This window comes from Hymenobacter aerophilus DSM 13606 (genome assembly GCF_000382225.1).
In the GTDB taxonomy this organism is placed as follows: domain Bacteria; phylum Bacteroidota; class Bacteroidia; order Cytophagales; family Hymenobacteraceae; genus Hymenobacter; species Hymenobacter aerophilus.
On record NZ_KB907838.1, the window covers coordinates 12,818 to 29,993 of the forward strand.

At 59.7% G+C, this 17,176-nt stretch carries 18 protein-coding genes and 1 pseudogene; 10 read left to right on the plus strand and 9 right to left on the minus strand.

What is annotated here, in order from left to right; translation table 11 throughout:
- Positions 1-7 precede the first annotated feature (7 nt).
- Positions 8-1,009, minus strand: coding sequence for an AraC family transcriptional regulator (locus tag H145_RS0117940; protein ID WP_019949542.1), 1,002 nt, complete (start codon positions 1,007-1,009; stop codon positions 8-10).
- 117 nt (positions 1,010-1,126) lie between these two features.
- The gene (locus H145_RS0117945; protein WP_033426422.1) at positions 1,127-1,711 is read right to left on the minus strand and encodes a Crp/Fnr family transcriptional regulator; all 585 of its coding nucleotides are present in this window, start codon (positions 1,709-1,711) and stop codon (positions 1,127-1,129) included.
- A gap of 142 nt (positions 1,712-1,853) precedes the next feature.
- Here H145_RS0117945 and H145_RS22300 point away from each other — a divergent pair, with 142 nt between their 5' ends.
- Positions 1,854-3,449, plus strand: a complete 1,596-nt coding sequence (locus H145_RS22300) for a glycoside hydrolase family 95 protein (protein ID WP_205619330.1) — start codon at positions 1,854-1,856, stop codon at positions 3,447-3,449.
- Between the two features lie 186 nt (positions 3,450-3,635).
- Here the strand turns inward: H145_RS22300 and H145_RS0117955 are convergent.
- A pseudogene (locus H145_RS0117955) lies at positions 3,636-4,067 on the minus strand (Tn3 family transposase); the annotation flags it as partial.
- A gap of 541 nt (positions 4,068-4,608) precedes the next feature.
- Here H145_RS0117955 and H145_RS0117960 point away from each other — a divergent pair.
- Both H145_RS0117960 and H145_RS0117965 read left to right on the plus strand, forming a co-directional pair.
- Positions 4,609-4,902 carry a putative quinol monooxygenase gene (locus H145_RS0117960; RefSeq protein WP_019949546.1) on the plus strand — a complete coding sequence of 98 codons (294 nt, stop codon included), beginning with the start codon at positions 4,609-4,611 and terminating at the stop codon, positions 4,900-4,902.
- A gap of 96 nt (positions 4,903-4,998) precedes the next feature.
- A complete protein-coding gene (locus H145_RS0117965) occupies positions 4,999-5,880 on the plus strand; it encodes a helix-turn-helix domain-containing protein (RefSeq protein WP_019949547.1) in 882 nt (293 codons plus the stop codon).
- A 208-nt stretch (positions 5,881-6,088) separates the two neighbouring features.
- Here H145_RS0117965 and H145_RS0117970 read toward each other — a convergent pair whose 3' ends face one another.
- Positions 6,089-6,703 carry a recombinase family protein gene (locus tag H145_RS0117970; protein WP_019949548.1) on the minus strand — a complete coding sequence of 205 codons (615 nt, stop codon included), beginning with the start codon at positions 6,701-6,703 and terminating at the stop codon, positions 6,089-6,091.
- Positions 6,704-6,841: 138 nt separating this feature from the next.
- Between H145_RS0117970 and H145_RS22000 the strand changes: the two genes are divergently transcribed.
- On the plus strand, positions 6,842-9,931 hold the full coding sequence (locus tag H145_RS22000; RefSeq protein WP_019949549.1) for a Tn3 family transposase: 3,090 nt from the start codon (positions 6,842-6,844) through the stop codon (positions 9,929-9,931).
- Between the two features lie 31 nt (positions 9,932-9,962).
- Here the strand turns inward: H145_RS22000 and H145_RS22005 are convergent, their stop codons facing one another.
- Positions 9,963-10,499 (minus strand): alpha/beta fold hydrolase, encoded by a 537-nt coding sequence (locus H145_RS22005; RefSeq protein WP_019949550.1) that lies wholly within the window; start codon positions 10,497-10,499, stop codon positions 9,963-9,965.
- Positions 10,500-10,683: 184 nt separating this feature from the next.
- Between H145_RS22005 and H145_RS0117985 the strand changes: the two genes are divergently transcribed.
- The 3 genes from H145_RS0117985 to H145_RS0117995 all read left to right on the plus strand — a co-directional run bounded on the left by H145_RS0117985 (position 10,684) and on the right by H145_RS0117995 (position 12,646).
- Positions 10,684-11,433 carry a hypothetical protein gene (locus tag H145_RS0117985; protein WP_019949551.1) on the plus strand — a complete coding sequence of 250 codons (750 nt, stop codon included), beginning with the start codon at positions 10,684-10,686 and terminating at the stop codon, positions 11,431-11,433.
- Positions 11,434-11,610: 177 nt separating this feature from the next.
- Positions 11,611-11,991 carry a hypothetical protein gene (locus H145_RS0117990; protein ID WP_157541773.1) on the plus strand — a complete coding sequence of 127 codons (381 nt, stop codon included), beginning with the start codon at positions 11,611-11,613 and terminating at the stop codon, positions 11,989-11,991.
- 118 nt (positions 11,992-12,109) lie between these two features.
- Positions 12,110-12,646, plus strand: coding sequence for a hypothetical protein (locus H145_RS0117995; protein ID WP_157541775.1), 537 nt, complete (start codon positions 12,110-12,112; stop codon positions 12,644-12,646).
- Between the two features lie 76 nt (positions 12,647-12,722).
- On the opposite strand, the gene H145_RS0118000 is transcribed toward H145_RS0117995, so the two are convergent.
- The 4 genes from H145_RS0118000 to H145_RS0118020 all read right to left on the minus strand — a co-directional run bounded on the left by H145_RS0118000 (position 12,723) and on the right by H145_RS0118020 (position 16,016).
- Entirely contained in the window at positions 12,723-13,067 is a 345-nt protein-coding gene (locus H145_RS0118000) for a hypothetical protein (RefSeq protein WP_019949554.1), read from the minus strand.
- 64 nt (positions 13,068-13,131) lie between these two features.
- A complete protein-coding gene (locus H145_RS22010; RefSeq protein ID WP_019949555.1) occupies positions 13,132-14,454 on the minus strand; it encodes an alpha-amylase family glycosyl hydrolase in 1,323 nt (440 codons plus the stop codon).
- A gap of 451 nt (positions 14,455-14,905) precedes the next feature.
- Positions 14,906-15,409 (minus strand): hypothetical protein, encoded by a 504-nt coding sequence (locus H145_RS0118015; RefSeq protein ID WP_019949557.1) that lies wholly within the window; start codon positions 15,407-15,409, stop codon positions 14,906-14,908.
- Between the two features lie 106 nt (positions 15,410-15,515).
- Positions 15,516-16,016, minus strand: coding sequence for an SMI1/KNR4 family protein (locus tag H145_RS0118020; RefSeq protein WP_019949558.1), 501 nt, complete (start codon positions 16,014-16,016; stop codon positions 15,516-15,518).
- A 171-nt stretch (positions 16,017-16,187) separates the two neighbouring features.
- Here H145_RS0118020 and H145_RS0118025 point away from each other — a divergent pair, with 171 nt between their 5' ends.
- The 3 genes from H145_RS0118025 to H145_RS24335 all read left to right on the plus strand — a co-directional run.
- Positions 16,188-16,445, plus strand: a complete 258-nt coding sequence (locus tag H145_RS0118025) for an AbrB/MazE/SpoVT family DNA-binding domain-containing protein (protein WP_019949559.1) — start codon at positions 16,188-16,190, stop codon at positions 16,443-16,445.
- Positions 16,433-16,768, plus strand: a complete 336-nt coding sequence (locus tag H145_RS0118030; RefSeq protein ID WP_019949560.1) for a type II toxin-antitoxin system PemK/MazF family toxin — start codon at positions 16,433-16,435, stop codon at positions 16,766-16,768. The genes H145_RS0118025 and H145_RS0118030 overlap by 13 nt, the downstream gene beginning before the upstream one ends.
- 155 nt (positions 16,769-16,923) lie before the next feature.
- On the plus strand, positions 16,924-17,176 hold a 253-nt coding region (locus H145_RS24335), incomplete at its 3' end, for a transposase (protein WP_019948900.1).

Sequence of the window (17,176 nt, forward strand, 5' to 3'; positions counted from 1 at the left end):
CAGCTACCTACCGGCTCAGCGCTACGGAATCACGGGCACTTTCTACGGAATTAGCCCCACCGCCGCGCCCCTGCGACGGGCTGTGCCCTGTGTGGCGGCGATAAAAGCGGGCGAAATACGTGGCGCTACCGAAGTCGAGCAAGCGGGCGATTTCGCCCACCGAAAGCGCCGAGCTGACCAGGTACATGCTGGCAGTTTTGGCCAACGCATCGTGCACGATAGCACCGGCCGAACGGCCTGTATGCTGGCGCACGGTATCGTTGAGGTGATTCTGGCTTACGTGCAGGCGCTCGGCGTACTCGCTCACGCTGCGCTGGCGGAAGGGCCGGTTTTCGCGCAGCACCGCTAGGTCGTCATCGAGCAACGCCAGAAAAGCATTGGTAATGCGCAGGCCCGCCGAGTGCGCCTGCTCGGCCTGGGGTTGCGCGTCGCGGTAGCACGTATAGGCCCGCTGGATGAGCACGTTGAGCTGGGCGCGCAGCAGCGGGGCGCGGTCAGACTGGCCGGTGAGGTAGTCGGCTTCCATGTCGCGCAGCAGGCCCAGGAAGTACTGCGTTTGCTCAGGCTGCAAGTGCAGCACGCTGGCCCCTCCGCCCACCCGAAAGAACGGCAAGCTGCGCAGCAGCGCCTTTTCGCTGCGGTCCGCATTGAAAAAATCCTCCGAAAACGCGCAGAAATAGCCCTGGTGGTCGGCCACTGTCGTTTGCCAGGTCGTGATGGTATTGGGGCCGATAAAGCAGAGCATGTTTTCGCGCACATAGTGCTGCTCGTCGCCGAATGTGTGGATGCCCTCGCCTCCCGTCACGATAAAAATCAGGTAAAAATCGATGCGATTGGCCTCAATCGTGTCCTTGCACTTGTAGCGAAAATCATCGCGCCGATGAAGCTCGAAATGCTCGATGGTACTGCTGCCGCTGAGTACCGGCGCCAGGCTGCGCCCCTCGCCCTGAAAGTAAAGCTGGTGGTAAGCCTGGCCCGAAAGCCGTGGAATAGCAACGAAAGAAGGCATAGCTGAACGGGAATTGAACGGACATTGAACGAACGCGGCGGCGGCAAAAAAAGCGCAAAGCCAGGAGCAAGTACGCTCGATGTTAATCGACTACGCCGCTATTTTGTGCCACCGCCACTACAATTGTCGGCGCACCCGGCTCAACGATTCAGGCGTTAGGCCCAGGTAGGAGGCAATAACGTGCTGGGGCACCCGCTGCACGATGCCAGGGTACTGGCGCAGAAAATGCTGGTACTTTTCCCCGGCTGTCTGGCTCAGCGCGGCGTTGACGCGCTCCTGCAGCGCCACGAAGCGGCTTTGCATCAACAGCCGGAAATACCGCTCGAAGACAGGGAAGCGTACATAGATGGTTTCCATATCGGCCTGAGCCAGCAGCAGCACCTGCGAGTCTTCCAGCGCATCGATGTGCAGATTGCTGGGCTGCTGGGTCAGCAGGCTGTACATGTCCGACACCCACCAGTCTTCCGGCGCAAACTGCAGCGTGTGCTCCTGGCCTTGCGCATTGAGTGAATAGCTGCGCAGACACCCCTGAGTGACGAAAGCCAAGTGCGTGCAGGGCTCGCCTGCCTGCAGCAAGTGCTGCCGCTTGCTCAGCAGCATCGGGCGCAGATACTGTTGAAAGTCGGCAAAGTCAGCGTCCGAAAGAGGTACCCGCGCCTGCAGATGAGTGCGCAGCAGATGGTAGGCAGCAGTAGTTTCCATAGGATGAAGGTACTGGAATCAGCACTTGTGTCGTGTGATCCAAAACAGCGCAGCAGTGGGGCACTCCCGGAATTCGCTCATCTTTACCAGCTACTCCGTTGTCCTTTTTCCTGTCTCGTTACCGTCCATGCTGAACCAATTTTTGTCCCGTTTGCTCCTGTGCGGCCTGATGCTCTTGTTTACGGCCCCAGCTGCCCGGGCCAAGCCTACTCCAACGCCCCTGAAGCTGTGGTACAAGCAGCCGGCAGCCAACTGGAACGAGGCGTTGCCCATCGGCAACGGGCGCCTGGGCGCGGTGGTGTTTGGTGGGCCAGCCCAGGAGCGACTGCAGCTCAACGAGTCTACAATTTGGGCTGGAGGGCCGAATAATAACGTGAAACCCGACGCGCTACCCGTCATTCGCCAGTTGCGCGGGCAGCTGCTCAGGGGCCAGGAAGTAGAGGCGCAGCAGCTGGCCCAACAGCAGATGCTGCCCCAGGGCAACAGCGGTATGCCCTACCAGATGGCCGCCAACCTTTACCTCGACTTTCCCGGCCACAAGAAAGCCACCAAGTACTACCGCGACCTGGACATTAGCCGCGCCGTGGCCTCGGTCAGCTACCAGCTCGACGGCGTGACCTATCGTCGGGAGATGTTCAGTTCCTTTCCCGACCAGGTGCTCATCGTACGACTTACGGCCAGCAAGCCCGGTCGGCTGAGCTTCACCCTGAGCGAGAATACCCTGGTGAAATACACGCTACGGGCCGACAACGGGCAACTTGTGCTCGAAGGCAGCGGGAACGAGCACGAAGGACAGGAGGGAAAAATACGCTTCCAGACGCGCGTGCAGCCGGTGGTGGAAGGCGGTACGGTGCAAACCACCGAGAAGGGTATTCAGGTGCAGAACGCCACCAGCGTCACGCTTTACGTTTCCATTGCCACTAACTTCGTCAACTACCACGACGTAAGCGGCAACCCGGGTGAGCGGGCCGCTACCTACCTCCGGCAAGCTGTTGGCCGCAAGTATGCGTCGGCTCTCAAAGACCATGTGGCCGCTTACCAGCGCTACTTCAACCGCGTAAGCCTGACGTTGGGTGTAACCGAGGCTGCCAAACAGCCCACCGACGTGCGCCTGGCCAACTTTGCCCAGAGCCAGGACCCGGCGCTGGCCGCTCTGTATTTTCAGTACGGGCGCTATCTGCTGATATCCTGCTCGCAGCCTGGCGGGCAGCCGGCCAACCTGCAGGGCATCTGGAACGATAAGCTCAAGGGGCCCTGGGACAGTAAGTATACGGTCAACATCAACACCGAAATGAACTACTGGCCGGCCGAGGTGACCAACCTGCCGGAAATGCACCAGCCGCTGTTTGCCATGCTCAAGGATCTGAGCATAACGGGCCAGCAGAGTGCCCGCACCATGTACGGCGCCCGGGGGTGGGTCATGCACCACAACACCGATATCTGGCGCATCACCGGGCAGGTCGACAAGCCCAACTACGGCCTGTGGCCCATGGGCGGCGCCTGGCTGAGCCAGCACCTGTGGGACCATTACCAGTTCACCGGCGACCAGAACTTTCTGCGCGAGTACTACCCCGTGCTCAAAGGCGCGGCCACCTACTACGTGGATGCCCTGCAGGAAGAACCGACCCATAAGTGGCTGGTGGTAGCCCCGTCGATGTCACCGGAGATCCTACCAACTAGGCGAGCAGAAAATTTCGATTGTGGCAGGCACCACGATGGACAACCAGCTGGTGTTTGACCTATTCTCGAAAACCATCCGCGCCGCCGAGCTGCTCAGCCTGGACAAACGGCCTTGGTTAAAAGTTTGGTACAAAAGTTAATCGGTGGCCGTGCCGGCGGCGGCCTTTCGGTGGGCGTGGATGACCACCTTTCGGTGGCGTAAGTACTTATAGGGGGCGCACAATAGTAGGAACGGAAAACAACGTTAGGGAGATTCAACCAGCTGCTCCGGCCAGTTGGCCAGGTCACGGAGCGGCCGCAGTTCACCGGCCGCCATGCGTTCGGGCAGGGTAAAATCGTAGCGGCCCAGCATGTTGACGTGCTCGTGCAGCAAGGGCGAGAGCCGGGCTATATCAGCAGGCTCCGGGGCTCCTTCCGTGGCTTGGTGCTCTTGCAGGGCTTGTTGCAGGCACCGGGTGTTCCACAGCACCACCGCGTTGACGACCGGACCCAGGGCGCCCAGTTGGTCCTTCATGCCCTCACGGTAACGCTGGTGCAGTTCGCCTTTCTTGCCGTGGAACACCGCCCGGGCTACGGCGTGCCGCCCCTCGCCCCGATTGAGTTGGACCAGAATGCGCCGGCGGTAGGCCTCGTCCTGCACGTAGGCCGACAAATACAGCGTTCGACGAACGGCGCCACTCTGCCCTGGCTTACCACTTACCCAACTGCTTCGAAACCCAGCTACAAACAACGTCCCAGATGTGTCCGGCTTAGCTAGACCACCTCAGCCTGCTACTACTGGCGGCCGGCGCGGTGCATGAGTTCTTCCTAACGGCAGGAAGCTGAGATTACTTGGAGCCTTCCGCCGGCGGCCAGGCTGCGTTGCGACTCGTAGTGCAGCACCAACAGAGGGGGCCTCAGCGAGGTGCAGTGGCTGTTACAGAATTCTCAAGGCAGCTCAGCAACTACGTAGAATAGTTCCTGAGCCTAGATGAACGGCCTGCTCATGTTCTTTTCTAGCCTAGATCGAAGCCTCAAGCCCTTCACGTTTTGCATCGTGCCGAGTTCTGCAACAGCCACTGCACCATTCGGGGCCAGTTAAACCAGGATACACGAGCTCACATACTGGTTTGAAGCGGCCATGGTCTTTTTGTCCAGCCACTAGTTGCGTCCGTCCATGTTAATCCTTTCAGAGAGGCAGCACCTTTGTTATATCAATTCACCTAACCCCCACTTCCATGAAGAATGTAGGATTGCTGGTCCGGCTCGAAGCGAAGCCCGGTAAAGAGCAGGCAGTACTCGATTTTTTGACGGGCGCTCTGCCCCTGGCTCAGCAAGAGCCGGCTACCATAACCTGGTATGCTATTCAGCTGGCGCCGGCCACCTTCGGTATCTTTGATACCTTTCCGGATGAAGCAGGCCGGCAGGCGCATCTTAACGGCCCTATTGCCGCTGCGTTGATGGCCCATGCGGCCGACTTGCTGGCCGTGCCGCCTGTTATTGAACAAGTAGCTATCTTGGCTGCCAAATAATTACCAGCCCCTAAAGCGACCTATGCCTGGGCACAGGTCGCTTTAGGGGCTGGCGGGCAGTTAGTCCAGTTGGCTAGCTGCTATTCTTCTCACGCGATGGCGATTGACTGTCTCCTGCTAACTCATCCGCACACGGGTGAATTAGCGTTTCGAAGCTACTCCTTTAGCGACGACACCCCGTTTAATTACTTACAACGCAATAATTATTACTCCCTCATTCTGCTTACGCAGGGCAGCGGCGAGCTACGCGCCAACTTTGCCACCTACCTGTTTGCTGGCAGTACGCTGTGTTGTTTTGGCCCTTACCAACCTTACACTATCCAAGCCAGCACCGCTGTAGCGGGCCTGGTCCTGGATTTTCATGCCGACTTTTTCTGCATCTACCGGCATCAGCAGGAGGTAGCTAGCAATGGCATCTTGTTCAACACAATTTTTGAGCCGCCCTTCTTCCCGGTTACAACAGAGGCGGTGCGTGAATTTGCCGCCCTGGCAGCTGTGATGCAAGAGGAAGTACGGCGTCAAGAGGTAGCACAACAAGAGTCCATCGTATTATATCTGAAGCTCTTTTTGCTGAAAGCTATCCGTATTCGTACTGCACAGCCCGCGTTAGGCACCGAGCAGAACCCGTCTGGCCGGGAGCCCTGGCTCCTGCAGCAACTTCAAGATGCCATTAATACGCACTACCGCCACCTGCACACGGCCGGGGAGTATGCCGACCTGTTACGAGTTCCCGCCCGAAGCCTAACGCGCCTAGTCAAGTCCCATTATCAGAAGACGCTCAGCCAACTTATCACGGAGCGAATCATTATGGAGGCCAAGCGCGAACTGTACCTAACCAGCCAATCCGTCAAGGCTATCGCCTTCGCGCTGGGCTTCGGGGATGAATACTATTTCAGCCGCTTCTTCAAGAAAAATACGGCCGTATCGCCGCAGTTTTTTCGTGAATCAGTTGGGTTCGCAAAAGCAGAAGAAAGCTAGCGCTGTTGAGCTGCTAGCGTTTGGCTGGAGAAATCGTTTTTCTCAACCAGACCGCAGGCTTTCTTCTATAGGCTGCTGGCTCCCAAAGAGACCCCATACGGCGCATAGTATATAAAAAAATTATAATTATATAGGTAATTTAGGTGGTGTTAAACAAATAGGGTAAAACCTCCGAGTCGTCCGGTTAGGGGGCGGCATTTCGGCTCGGTTACCGCTGCAGTTTGGCCAGGTAGTTTTTCAGGGAGAGGTACTTGCCGTACTTCAGGTGCACGTCCACGATGGTGGTGAGCGGTACGCCCAGCGCGTGCAGGTGCAGAATCCGCTCGCGGTCGGCGTCGTACATGGAGGGCTGCACCACACCCTTGGGCTTGCCCAGCACGATACCCTGCTCGCGCCGCGCCCGCAAGCCTTCCTTCGTGCGCTCGGAAACGAAGTCCCGCTCCAGCTCGGCCAGCATGGCGAAAATGGTGAGCAGGATTTTGTGGGTCATGTCGCGGTGATTCTGCGGGTCCAGGTCCAGGCCCTGCTTGACCAGAATCAGCCGGCACCGCTTCTGGTGAATCAACTCTTCAATCAGGCCCAGCACTTCGCGCAGCGAGCGGCCCAGCCGCGAGAGCTCGGAGACGATGACCGTGTCGCCGGCAGCAACCTTGGCCAGCAGCTCGGGCAGGCGGCGCTGTCCGGCGGTGCGGCGGGAAGACATTTCTACTTCAATCCACTCGTCGAGGGTCCAGCGGTGCTCGACCAGGTAGCGGGCGATGAGGCTCTTCTGGCTCTCGGCCGATTGGGCGCTCGTGGAGACGCGGACGTAGCCAAATAGCATGGGCAAAACGGGCAGGTTAGCGATAAGGTAAATGCGCCCCGTAAAGGTACCGGTTTTCGATACCTTTATATGGACGTTAACGCTATCATTGGTGGGTAGAAATAACGGTCGTTTACACCATCGCCTTTTGGGTAGCTTATGGCCACGCACCTGCGGATTCACCTGGGCAAGGAGCGTGAACTATACGAGCAGCCCCCGCTGGTGCCGGCCACCGAGCAGGCGCGGGTATTTGCCGTGCCGGCATGGGCCGATGGGCACCTGGCCCGGATGCTGGCGCCGGCTAACCGCGTCGGGTTTCTGTTGCAGCTAAGCTACTTCCAGATTAGCCAGCGCTTCTACGTGGCCACCCGCTACCACGCGGCCGATGTGGCGTACGTGGCCCAGCAGCTGGGGCTGGAACCCGACGGCTTTGACCCGCTTCGCTACGCCGATGCCCGGTACTACGCCCACCAGCAGCTCGTGTGCGAGCAGTTGGGTATTGCGCGTTTCGACGCGGCCGCCACGGAGCGTTTGTACCAGGAGGCCGTGCGCCTGAGCAGCCAGCACCTCAAGCCGTCGACTGTCTTCGACTACCTGGTGCTGTTTCTGCACGAGCACCGGCTGGAACTGCCCACCTACAACACGCTGGCCGACCTCATCACGCGGGCCCTGCTCGCGTTTGAGAAACGGCTGCTCCACCGCTTGCAGCAGCACCTGCAGCCCGGCGAGCAGCGCTTGCTGGACCGGCTGCTGGCCGCCGACGACCCCGACGCCCGCGAGGCGGATGCGGACCGCCGCTACCCGCTCACCTTTCTCAAGCGCATCCGCCAGGGCCTGCGGGCCGGGGAAATCCGCGAACGGGTCACCCATTTCGCCTCTCTGCGGCAGCTCTTTGAGCAGCTGCAGCCGCTCTGGCAGCGGTTGCGCCTCTCCGACCAGGCCGTCACCTACTACGCCGAGTACGTGTTGCGGGCCCAAGCCGCGCAACTCTACCGCCGCGATGAGCGGCGCTACCTCTACCTGCTCAGCTTCGTGGTGCACCAGTACTACGAGCTGGGTGATGCCCTGGTCGATACGCTGCTGCAAACCATGACCAGCGCCGCCAATCAGTGCCGCGAGCAGGTCAAGGAGACGCTTTACCAGCAACGCACCGCCACGCAGCAGCTAACCAATCAGGTCACGGGCCGGGGCTACCGGCACCTGCAGGCCCTGACCCAGATTCGCGCCCTGGTCGACGCGCCCGACGTGCCGGCCGAGCAGAAGCTCCAGCGCATCGACGCGCTGCTGCAGCGCCACCAGGTCACGGCCGCGCAACTCAGCGAAGACCACCAGCAGCTGGAGCAATTGCGCCAGGCCACCGAGCAGCAGGCCGGAGAGGCGCTGTTTCACGAGGCGCTGGCCGCCGCCTCGTTGCGCCTGCAGACTAAGCTCGGGACCCTGGTCAAAGCGCTGGTCGTGGACGAAGCAACCACCCGCGCCGACCTGTGGCGGGCGGTGCAGTACTACCAGCAGCACGACGGGCACCTGGGCGCGCAGGTGCCGCTGGACTTTCTCTCGCTCACGCAACGGGCCTACGTCCTCGATGCGCAGGGCCGGTTGCGCCCATCGCTCTACAAAGCGCTGCTGTTTCTGGAGATGGCCACGGCCGTCAAATCCGGCCAGCTCAACTTCACCTGCTGCTACCAGTACCGGGCCTTCGAGCACTACCTGCTGCCGGCCGCGCAGTGGGCCAAGCAGCGCGAAGCCCTGCTGGAACAGGCCGGGCTTCGCGCCTGGCGCGACTTTGCCACGGTGCAAACCACGCTTCAGGCGCAGCTGCAGGCCCAGTTTGCCGCCACGAACGCCCACCTGAGCGGGGCCGACAACCCGCACGCGCACCGCACCCCGGCCGGGCGCTACCGCCTCACCACGCCCCGGTTGCCGGCCGAGCAGCCCCGCCTGCCCGCCCACCTGTTTCCCCGCCACCGGGTGGTGCCCTTGCGCGAGGTGCTCACCAGCGTGGCCCGGCTCACCCAATTTGACACGGCTTTTGGCTCGTTGCCCAGCAAGCACGCCCGCACGCCGCCCCCCTTATCGCAGCTGCTGGCCGCTCTGGTCGGACTCGGCTGCAACTTGGGCCTGCGCCGCCTGGCCCAGGTTGCGCCGCAGGTGGACGAAGCGGCCCTGCAGCGCCTGGCCAGCACCCATTTCTCGCTCGACAACCTGCGCCAGGCCAACGAGCTGATTCTCAACTTTACGCGCCAACTGCGCCTGCGCGAGGCCTTTCGGCTCTCGCCCGATGTGCTGCACAGCAGCAGCGACGGGCAGAAATACGACCTGGCCGTGGACTCGCTCGGCGGCAGCGCTTCCTTCAAATACTTCGGCAACCGCCGCGGCCTGACGGCCTACTCCTACGTGGACGAAACGCTGCTTGTCTTCGACTCGACCGTGTTCAGCGCTGCCGACCGCGAGGCCACGCACCTGCTAGAAGGGCTGTTGCGCCACGCCGTGCGGCCCACCGACGTGCACAGCACGGACACGCACGGCTACACGGAAGTCATTTTCGCCGTGACCCGCATGCTGGGCATCGCCTACGAGCCGCGCATCCGCCAGCTCACCAACCAGCAGCTCTACAGCTGGGAGCCCGTGGCCACGCACCGGCAACTGGGGCAGACGCTACTGCCTAACGCGCGCCTCGACCCCGAACGCATCGCCCGGCACTGGGACGAGGTCCTGCGCCTGGTCGTCACGCTCAAGCTGCGTCACAGCGAGGCCTCGCGTCTGTTCGGCCGCCTCAACTCCTACGCCCGCCAGCACCCGCTCTACCGGGCCTTGAAAGAGCTGGGCCGGCTGGTCAAAACCGAGTTCCTGCTGCGCTACGTCGACCAGGTCGAGCTGCGCCAGCGCATCCAGAAGCAGCTCAACAAGGGCGAGAGCGCCCACCGGCTCGCCCACGCCGTCTGGCACGGGCGCAACCAGGAGTTCCACGCCGCCACCCGCTCCGAGCAGCTGGTGGCCGAGACCTGCAAGCGCCTGCTGATGAACGCCATCATCTGCTGGAACTACCTGCACCTCTCCCAGCACCTGGCCCGGCTGCCCCCGGAACAGCAAGCGGCTACGCTGGCCACGCTCTCGCCCTTCGCCGTGCTCTCCTACCGCCACGTGAACCTGCACGGCGAGTACGACTTCTCCGACCAGCCCCTGCCGGCCGAAGCCCCATTTGACATGGACTTGATTGCCGCCTGGCAGCCGCCGAGCAAACCCGCGTAACCGGTCGAGTCGGAGGTTTTACCCTATTTGTTTAACAACACCCGAAGCTGTACATCTCGTCGCGGGCCAACTGCGCATCCACGGCCCAGGGCCGGGCCGAAAACTGCGGCAGCAGTACGGTGCGCCCCACAGCCGAGCCGGCCAGTGCGGGCATCACCGGCTGCAGGACCTTGACCAGCTTCCCGGACAAGGACACCGAATGGTAGAAAACCGGAATCTGCCAGCCCTGCCAGAACCCACCAGGATCCAATGATACCACCGCGCCGAGCACGCCGCCGCGCCGGGCCAGCTCCAGCACCAGCCGCGCACCCATGGAACTGCCCACGGCGTCGATGCCAAGCAGGTCGTGCCGGGTCAGAAAGTCGGTCACTGCATCAGCCAGAGTACCGATGGAATGAATGCCGGACAGTGCCGGGGTCTGCCCGTGGCCGGGCAAGTCCACGGCAATAACGTCGCGCTCGGCCGCCAGCGTGTCGAGGATGGCGTTCCAGGACCGCCAGCTGCCGCCGAGACCGTGAACCAGTAACAGGGGGCGGCCGGTGCCGCGGCGAACGAAGTGCAGGTCCATAATTGGAGAAGGAGAAAGTGTAACCTCAAAACGTAAAGCCGTGAGAAACGGCTCACTCCGTTGGTCCGACACGTTGGTTCCGCCTCCTGTTTAAGAAAAACAGAGTTTGCGCATAGGGGGCACCGCCAGCGCCGACAGGTTTTCGAGAGAGAAACTGCTTTTGGCGCTCATCAAATGTTTAATCATGGAAGAGCAACTGGTCAAAATGCAGAAAGAAATAACCCGCCTGAAATGGCAGTCGGGCCTACTAACCGTGCTCTTAGGGGTGGCCGCGCTGTCGGCTTTTCGTACTTCTGGCAACGGCCGTTTCAAGGAAATTTCGGTGGAGCGCATCAATGTGCTCGAAAGCAATGGGCAGCTGCGCATGGTAATTTCCAACCAAAGTCGCTCGCCCGAAGTGTTGGGCTATGGCAAACCGCTGACCCCGCCCATTCCGGGAGGAAACCGGCCGGGGCTTGTGTTCTACAACGACGAAGGTACCGAGAACGGGGGCTTAGTTTTCCGGGGGGGGAAGGATGAAAAGGGAAACTTCACTGCCACTGGGCACCTTTCCTTTGACCAGTATAACCAGAACCAGGTGCTGTACCTGAGCTACCAAGACGACAACGGCGACCAAAACACCGGCTTGCACATTGACGACTGGCAAAAGAAGCCGGACTTTTGGGACTGGCGCGCCGAGTACAAGAAAGCGCAAAAAATGCCCGACGGTCTGGCTAAAGAGGCATTAATGCACCAGATGCTGGAGCCTATCCCCGGGCAGAAAGCATTTGCTCAACGCGTATTCGTGGGCAAAGACGAAAGCAAAACTGCCATGGTATCCCTGTCCGACCGCATGGGCAAGCCGCGCCTGCAGCTACTCGTGGATTCGAATGGCGTCGCGAAATTGAACTTCCTGGACCAGCAGGGCCATGTAACGCGCAGCTTGGCGCAATAGACGGTCCGAACCGTAAAAGGTGCCAAGGAGAGACAGGCTCGCTCAGTCTAGAAAAACGGTGGGTCCTTAAACACGCGCCGTTCAGTTGTAAGAGGGATTGTAATGCTTCGTATTACCCGTTACTTTTCGGAAAGGATTACCTGCTTTTGTAACTTGTAGATGCGTTCTCTCTGCTACTTGTCGTTTGCTCTTGCCTGTGTTGCGATGACCGGCTGCGCAGGTGACCCCGACCCCACTGGGCTCTACGTCTCGCGCAACAATGTCAACACCATCGACACCGTGCGCATCCTCAAGGGCGGGCGCTACATCAACCAGCTTTACCGGAAACAGGACAAGTCATTGGTTTACACCAATACGGGCAGGTGGTCGGTGAAAGCAGGCGCCATCACGTTTGACAAATTCTTTGCGGAGGAGGACGAAGCGCATGGCTATGAGTTTACCAGATTCGACGATGTACTGATAATGACTCGCTTGCCCTTAGAAACTCGGAAGGGACGACTCATTATTCACCACAAGGCGATGTACGACAACATTTATTTGGAGAGAATAGCCCCATAAGTGCGAATAGAATATGTGTGGGCCCCGTTCAGTGAAACGGTCCGAAGCTAAACGCGCTCTGTTCAAATTTAGGAGAGATAAGTTTGCAGTGAGGACGTTGCCGACACCTATGGACGCTATGAGCAGTTACTACCGTGTGGAATTAAGCGGCGAACGGGTAGCAGTCAGCTACGCCGAACTCGCCGCCTTGCGGAAAGACATCTTGCGCTACTTCGATGATAATCTGGGCGAGACGGTCAGCATCTACATGCCGGCCGACGAGTTCACCCTGCCCTACTGGAAGTACCTCTCGCTGGGCTTTACCCGGCCATCAGCCGAATCGGTGCACTACCAACGGCTGGTCGAGGAAGGATGTCTGGCCCTGCTTAACGGCATCACCCTCGAACTGCTCGACGAGCCAATTGTCATCACCCGGCACTGGGCAGCCGAACCCGTCGAAACGCTCTTGCGCTACGCGGAGTACTACCAGCCCTCGTCGGCCCGGCTGGTCCCGGCCCGGGACCACGTGCTACGCACCCTGACTTTTGTCCAGAACCTGAGCGAACGCGACTTCGACCAGTATGGGCTCTTGACTACCGCCGACCACCTGCCAGGTGCCAAGTGGTTTGCGGAAGAAATTGTCCGGGCCTATTTCAGCTGGCGGCTAACCGTGTAGGAGGCTGCGAAACCTGCGCTACTAGTCCACGAAAACGGTCGAAAAGGCAAAGTAGAGTATAAGCATCTGCCCCAATTCAGGGGGCGAGCAAATCCTCGACTCGGTAGGCGTAATGGCCCGCACTCTGTTCTGCGAAAAGGGTGCAGCGCAGCACTAATTCGCTCGGGGCCCCGTCGACACACATTCGGATGTCGGCGTAGAGTTTGGCCGGCTCCCCTTCCCCGCGTGTCAAGTAGGCTTTGGGGGCCTTGGCCGGCAGGGTAAAGCCTTGTCCGTGCTCTGCCAGCACAGCGTTAAGCTCCTCGACAGTACATCTGCTGGGTTTGCCTCCCCGAAGCACTTGCTCGATGCCCCCACGGCTGACCAGATGCACGATGTGCAGGATGGTTGCCGCGACCTGCTCCTTGTCAAATCCATGCATACCAGCAAGGTAATTCCGGTTCAAGAAAACGGTCCAAATAGCCAAAGGAGGGTATTATGCATCGCTAGCGCTGCCATAGAGCATAGCCGTAGGCCGGCAGGGCGATCGAGGTACTGACAGCCACCGGCGCAGCGGTTAGCGCATTCGTCCAACTCGCGCCTTGCACGGCTACGGGCAAGGCCACCGTCGTGGGGGTGCCCCGGACGTTGACCAGTACGAGCACTTCCTCGGTGCCCAGGCGGCGGTGCACCAGCAAAGCGTCGTCGCTGGACGAGAGGTCTTCCACGCTGCCCCGGCGCAAGGCCGGCTGTTGATGATATACGTTCAGCAGCCCGCGATAAAAAACCCCCGCCGTCGGATCGAGGCCCCAGCGGATGGGAGTGCGCTGGGCATTCATGCGGGCAGGGTCGCCGGCTTCCTGGCCATTGTAGAGCAGCGGCGTCGCGCCGAACGCCACCGTGGCCACGTAGGCCGCCCGCGCGGCTGCTTCACTGCCCCATCGCACGGCGGGCACGCCGGCCTGTACTTCGTCGTGGTTGGTAGTGAAACGCAGGCGGGTGCGCCCGGCGGGCACGCTCTGCATCTCCTGCCGGTGAGCGGCTGTCAGGCGGCTGACCGGGTCGCGGCGCACGAATACCTGCTCCAGCGCAGTGTAGAAGTCCCACCCAAAGGCCATGTCGAAACCGGACGCGTAGTGACTGGCCCGGCGGCCTTCGGCCAGCAGCAGCAGGTTAGGGTTGGCCTGGCGCAGCTCGAGCAAGGCCTGACGCCAGAAGTCGTCGGGCAGCAGGTCCGCCGCATCGCAGCGAAAGCCGTCAACGCCGTGCTGCGTCACCCAGAACTTCATGGATTCAATCATTTCTTGCCGCAGCCCGGCCTGGCTGTAGTCCAGGTCGGCCACGTCGGTCCACTGCGGCAGGGGATGGACGATGCGGCCGGTGGCGTCGCGGGTGTACCAGTCGGGGTGGGTCTGAATCCAGGGGTGGTGAAAAGAGGTGTGGTTGGCCACCCAGTCCAGCATCACGCGCAGGCCCCGGGCGTGGGCGGCGGTCACCAAGGCATCAAAGGCGGCCAGGTTGCCAAACTCGGGGGTGATGCGCCGGTAGTCGTCGACGGCGTAAGGCGAGCCCCGGGTAGGATAAGGCGGCATCAGCCACACCACGTTGCCCCCCACCCGCCGGATAGAATCGAGCCGGGGGAGCATCCCATCCAGGGTGCCCGCAGCGCTGAAATTGGCGATAAACACCTCGTAGAGCACGGCATCGCCAGCTGCCAGGGCCGGCAGCGGACTGCTGTTGGCCGTTGGCGTGGTGGGCTGGACGGACTCCTTGCCGGCGCAGCCGGCGAAAGCCAGTAGGCCAGCGGCTGCTAGTGAAAATAGCTTCATCCGGCTAAAATATAAGGGTTTCGGTTCGCAGCTACTCCTGCAAAAAGAAGCTCATTGAAACGGCTTTATCATTCGCATGTTGTGTTCACTTTAACGGTCGGAATAGCAAAGCGAGCGATTGAACTTGTGCCTGATGCTTCAGCCACTCTGATTCCTCTTGGGCGACCCTCGGGCTACTGGTGCTGTTCGCATAGGCCTCAATCGTTTCCATACACAACTGCCGAGTTGGCCTATGCGGATGATGATGCTCAATAAGCAGGTGAGCGTACACCAGTTGCCTGGCGGCGTCGAAGTGGGACAGCATCCCTCAACCAAGCGGCCAGCATAGCGGCACCAGCCACGTCCCATCCTGGGTACCTAATAAAATCGGGGCTGGTGCTACTTCGGCTAGCCGCTTCAGAACGACCTCCACGATTAGATTTTAGGGTGCTAATTAAACAGGAGAAAGGGCCTATGTAGCATTGTAGAAGGCATTTATCCTGTCCAAAAGCGGGCTTAAGGGCTTGCGGCCAATCATGATGCTGTAGAATTGGTTGTTGACGGAGCACTCTACTACTTGTCCATCCATAATCTTTAGTAGATATGGAAAGCCTTTTCGCTCTTTTACTTCCCCAAGCATCCTGGCCAAGTATTTACCATCAGGCCCAGCGTCAACTTCGCGTCGCTCAACGAAAACAACCTGAACAGATGGGGACAACGCTGGTAGCAAAAATTCGCGGATATAAGCAAAGCTGCTTTTTCGATTATTGTAATAAAAGAAGCAGGTGCCGTTCATTCTAGCCAGATACTCTTTGTAGCTTTTCTGACATTTTTTATCGCTTAAATGGGCATAAATAAGAATGAACGGAAGAGCCGGTATCGCCAGAATAAGAGCCACAAAAAATAGCGGTAACAGCCATATTAGCTCAGCATTATCAGCTATTTTCTGCCGTAGATTCTTTAGGGTGCGGAGCATGGAGAATGACTATAATCTCTTTGATATCTAATCAATGGAATGCCGAGAATTCAAAAAAACGGTCCGAAGGTAAACGCGCTTCGTTTGGTGAAACGAGCGAACTGATTTACTCTTCGAGCTCCTCATCGCCCATATACAGCACGGCTGAATCCCGCTTGTAGAGGGCGAGAAACTCGGTAAAACTCTCCGCTATTGGCCGGTAATCGCCCCCACAGAGCACATACACGGAATTGGTAGAGGAAGCACCGGTGTCCAGCCGAATGGCATAGGCAAAGAGGTGAATCATGTAATCGGCAAACACATAAAACTGCTCATGTTCGGGCCAGGTGTGCAGCAAGTCGCTGTATTTGGGCACCCCATGGTAGTCATGAAACCGCTCAGCGACAGACTGTACTTCTGCCAGACTGTTAAAGCAAAAAAAAGGCTCGTCGTACTCCCCGCCGGTGCCATTGACGAGGGCAAAGTAGCGGACCAAATCAGCGGGCAGTTGAACCCGGTGCACCATGGCAAAACGAGCTAGTTCGGCTTCGGAAGCTGTTTGTAGGGCAATCGTCCCGGCTTGTTGCCAGTGCTGCTTGGCCCATAACAGGTCATCGGGCTCGTCCATGTATTGATAGGAGAAGGTAAAAAGTGTTTCAGCAAAGCTATCCTCTTCTGCCGGCCATATTTACCAGCATAGAATTGCCATTTTGATTCAGTGAAAAGGTCGGAACGGTATCCGAGGAATGAAACCAAGAGAGCGGCGCAAATGTACTTACATTGTACATACATTTGCTTGATGAACACGCGCCTGATTCGGGTGGGCAATTCCCAGGGGATTGTGCTGCCCAAGAAGTTACTGCAGCAATACCATCTGGCCGGCGAGGTCGACCTGCGGCCCACGCCGGAAGGCTTGCTCATCACCCCTGTGGCCGCGCCGCGCCGCCAGGACTGGGACGCACGCTTTCAGCACGCCCTGGCTCAGGGACCCGCCCCGGAAGGCGAGCTGCTAGAGGGGTTTTCGGACGCATTTGAAGACACGGAATGGCAGTGGTAAGCGGCGTGCTGCGCTTTGAGGTGTGGCTCGTCAACCTCGACCCGACCCAGGGCAGCGAAATCAACAAGACCCGCCCCTGCGTGGTGGTCTCCCCCGACGAGATGAACCGCTACCTGCGCACGGTCACCGTCGCCGCGCTCACCAGCACCCGGCGCGACTACCCCTCGCGGGTGGACTGCACCTTTCAGGGCAAAGAGGGCCAAGTGGCACTCGACCACGTTCGCTCGGTCGACAAAACGCGTCTGGTGCGCCGCTTGGGCGTGCTGCCCAAGGCCACGGCACAGGCCGTCTGCGACCGGCTGCAGGAAATGTTCCAGTACTGAGGGAAAACGCTGGCCGTTTCCTGAAAGAAGCGAATAGCTTTATTATTACATCACAATCTCGCGCAGACGCCGCCTTGTATGAGTGTCCCATTAACCGATGACCAAGCCCAAGCTCTCCTAGGAACTGTTCTCAATTACGGAGTTGTTGATCGACTATGAATGCAGACCGCACGCTATTGACGGACAAGATGTGGGCCGAGTTATCTCCTTTGTTACCGGGGCAAGCCGGGAGTTGCGGGGTCACCGCTGCCGACACGCGCGGATTTGTCGAAGCGGTGCTTTGGCTGGGCCGCACGGGAGCTCCCTGGCGGGACCTGCCGGCGCAGTTTGGCCACTGGCACCGGGTGTACGTGCGCTTTGCCCGCTGGCGCGACAAGGGCGTGTGGGAAAAGGCAACGGCTTGGCTCA

Bases quoted from the DNA above. Each gene is read 5' to 3' on its own strand.
- H145_RS0117940 (WP_019949542.1), bottom strand. From the start codon at position 1,009: ATGCCTTCTTTCGTTGCTATTCCACGGCTTTCGGGCCAGGCTTACCAC.
- H145_RS0117945 (WP_033426422.1), bottom strand. From the start codon at position 1,711: ATGGAAACTACTGCTGCCTACCATCTGCTGCGCACTCATCTGCAGGCG.
- H145_RS0117960 (WP_019949546.1), top strand. From the start codon at position 4,609: ATGAAGAATGTAGGATTGCTGGTCCGGCTCGAAGCGAAGCCCGGTAAA.
- H145_RS0117965 (WP_019949547.1), top strand. From the start codon at position 4,999: ATGGCGATTGACTGTCTCCTGCTAACTCATCCGCACACGGGTGAATTA.
- H145_RS0117970 (WP_019949548.1), bottom strand. From the start codon at position 6,703: ATGCTATTTGGCTACGTCCGCGTCTCCACGAGCGCCCAATCGGCCGAG.
- H145_RS22000 (WP_019949549.1), top strand. From the start codon at position 6,842: ATGGCCACGCACCTGCGGATTCACCTGGGCAAGGAGCGTGAACTATAC.
- H145_RS22005 (WP_019949550.1), bottom strand. From the start codon at position 10,499: ATGGACCTGCACTTCGTTCGCCGCGGCACCGGCCGCCCCCTGTTACTG.
- H145_RS0117985 (WP_019949551.1), top strand. From the start codon at position 10,684: ATGGAAGAGCAACTGGTCAAAATGCAGAAAGAAATAACCCGCCTGAAA.
- H145_RS0117995 (WP_157541775.1), top strand. From the start codon at position 12,110: ATGAGCAGTTACTACCGTGTGGAATTAAGCGGCGAACGGGTAGCAGTC.
- H145_RS0118000 (WP_019949554.1), bottom strand. From the start codon at position 13,067: ATGCATGGATTTGACAAGGAGCAGGTCGCGGCAACCATCCTGCACATC.
- H145_RS22010 (WP_019949555.1), bottom strand. From the start codon at position 14,454: ATGAAGCTATTTTCACTAGCAGCCGCTGGCCTACTGGCTTTCGCCGGC.
- H145_RS0118015 (WP_019949557.1), bottom strand. From the start codon at position 15,409: ATGCTCCGCACCCTAAAGAATCTACGGCAGAAAATAGCTGATAATGCT.
- H145_RS0118020 (WP_019949558.1), bottom strand. From the start codon at position 16,016: ATGGACGAGCCCGATGACCTGTTATGGGCCAAGCAGCACTGGCAACAA.
- H145_RS0118025 (WP_019949559.1), top strand. From the start codon at position 16,188: ATGAACACGCGCCTGATTCGGGTGGGCAATTCCCAGGGGATTGTGCTG.
- H145_RS0118030 (WP_019949560.1), top strand. From the start codon at position 16,433: ATGGCAGTGGTAAGCGGCGTGCTGCGCTTTGAGGTGTGGCTCGTCAAC.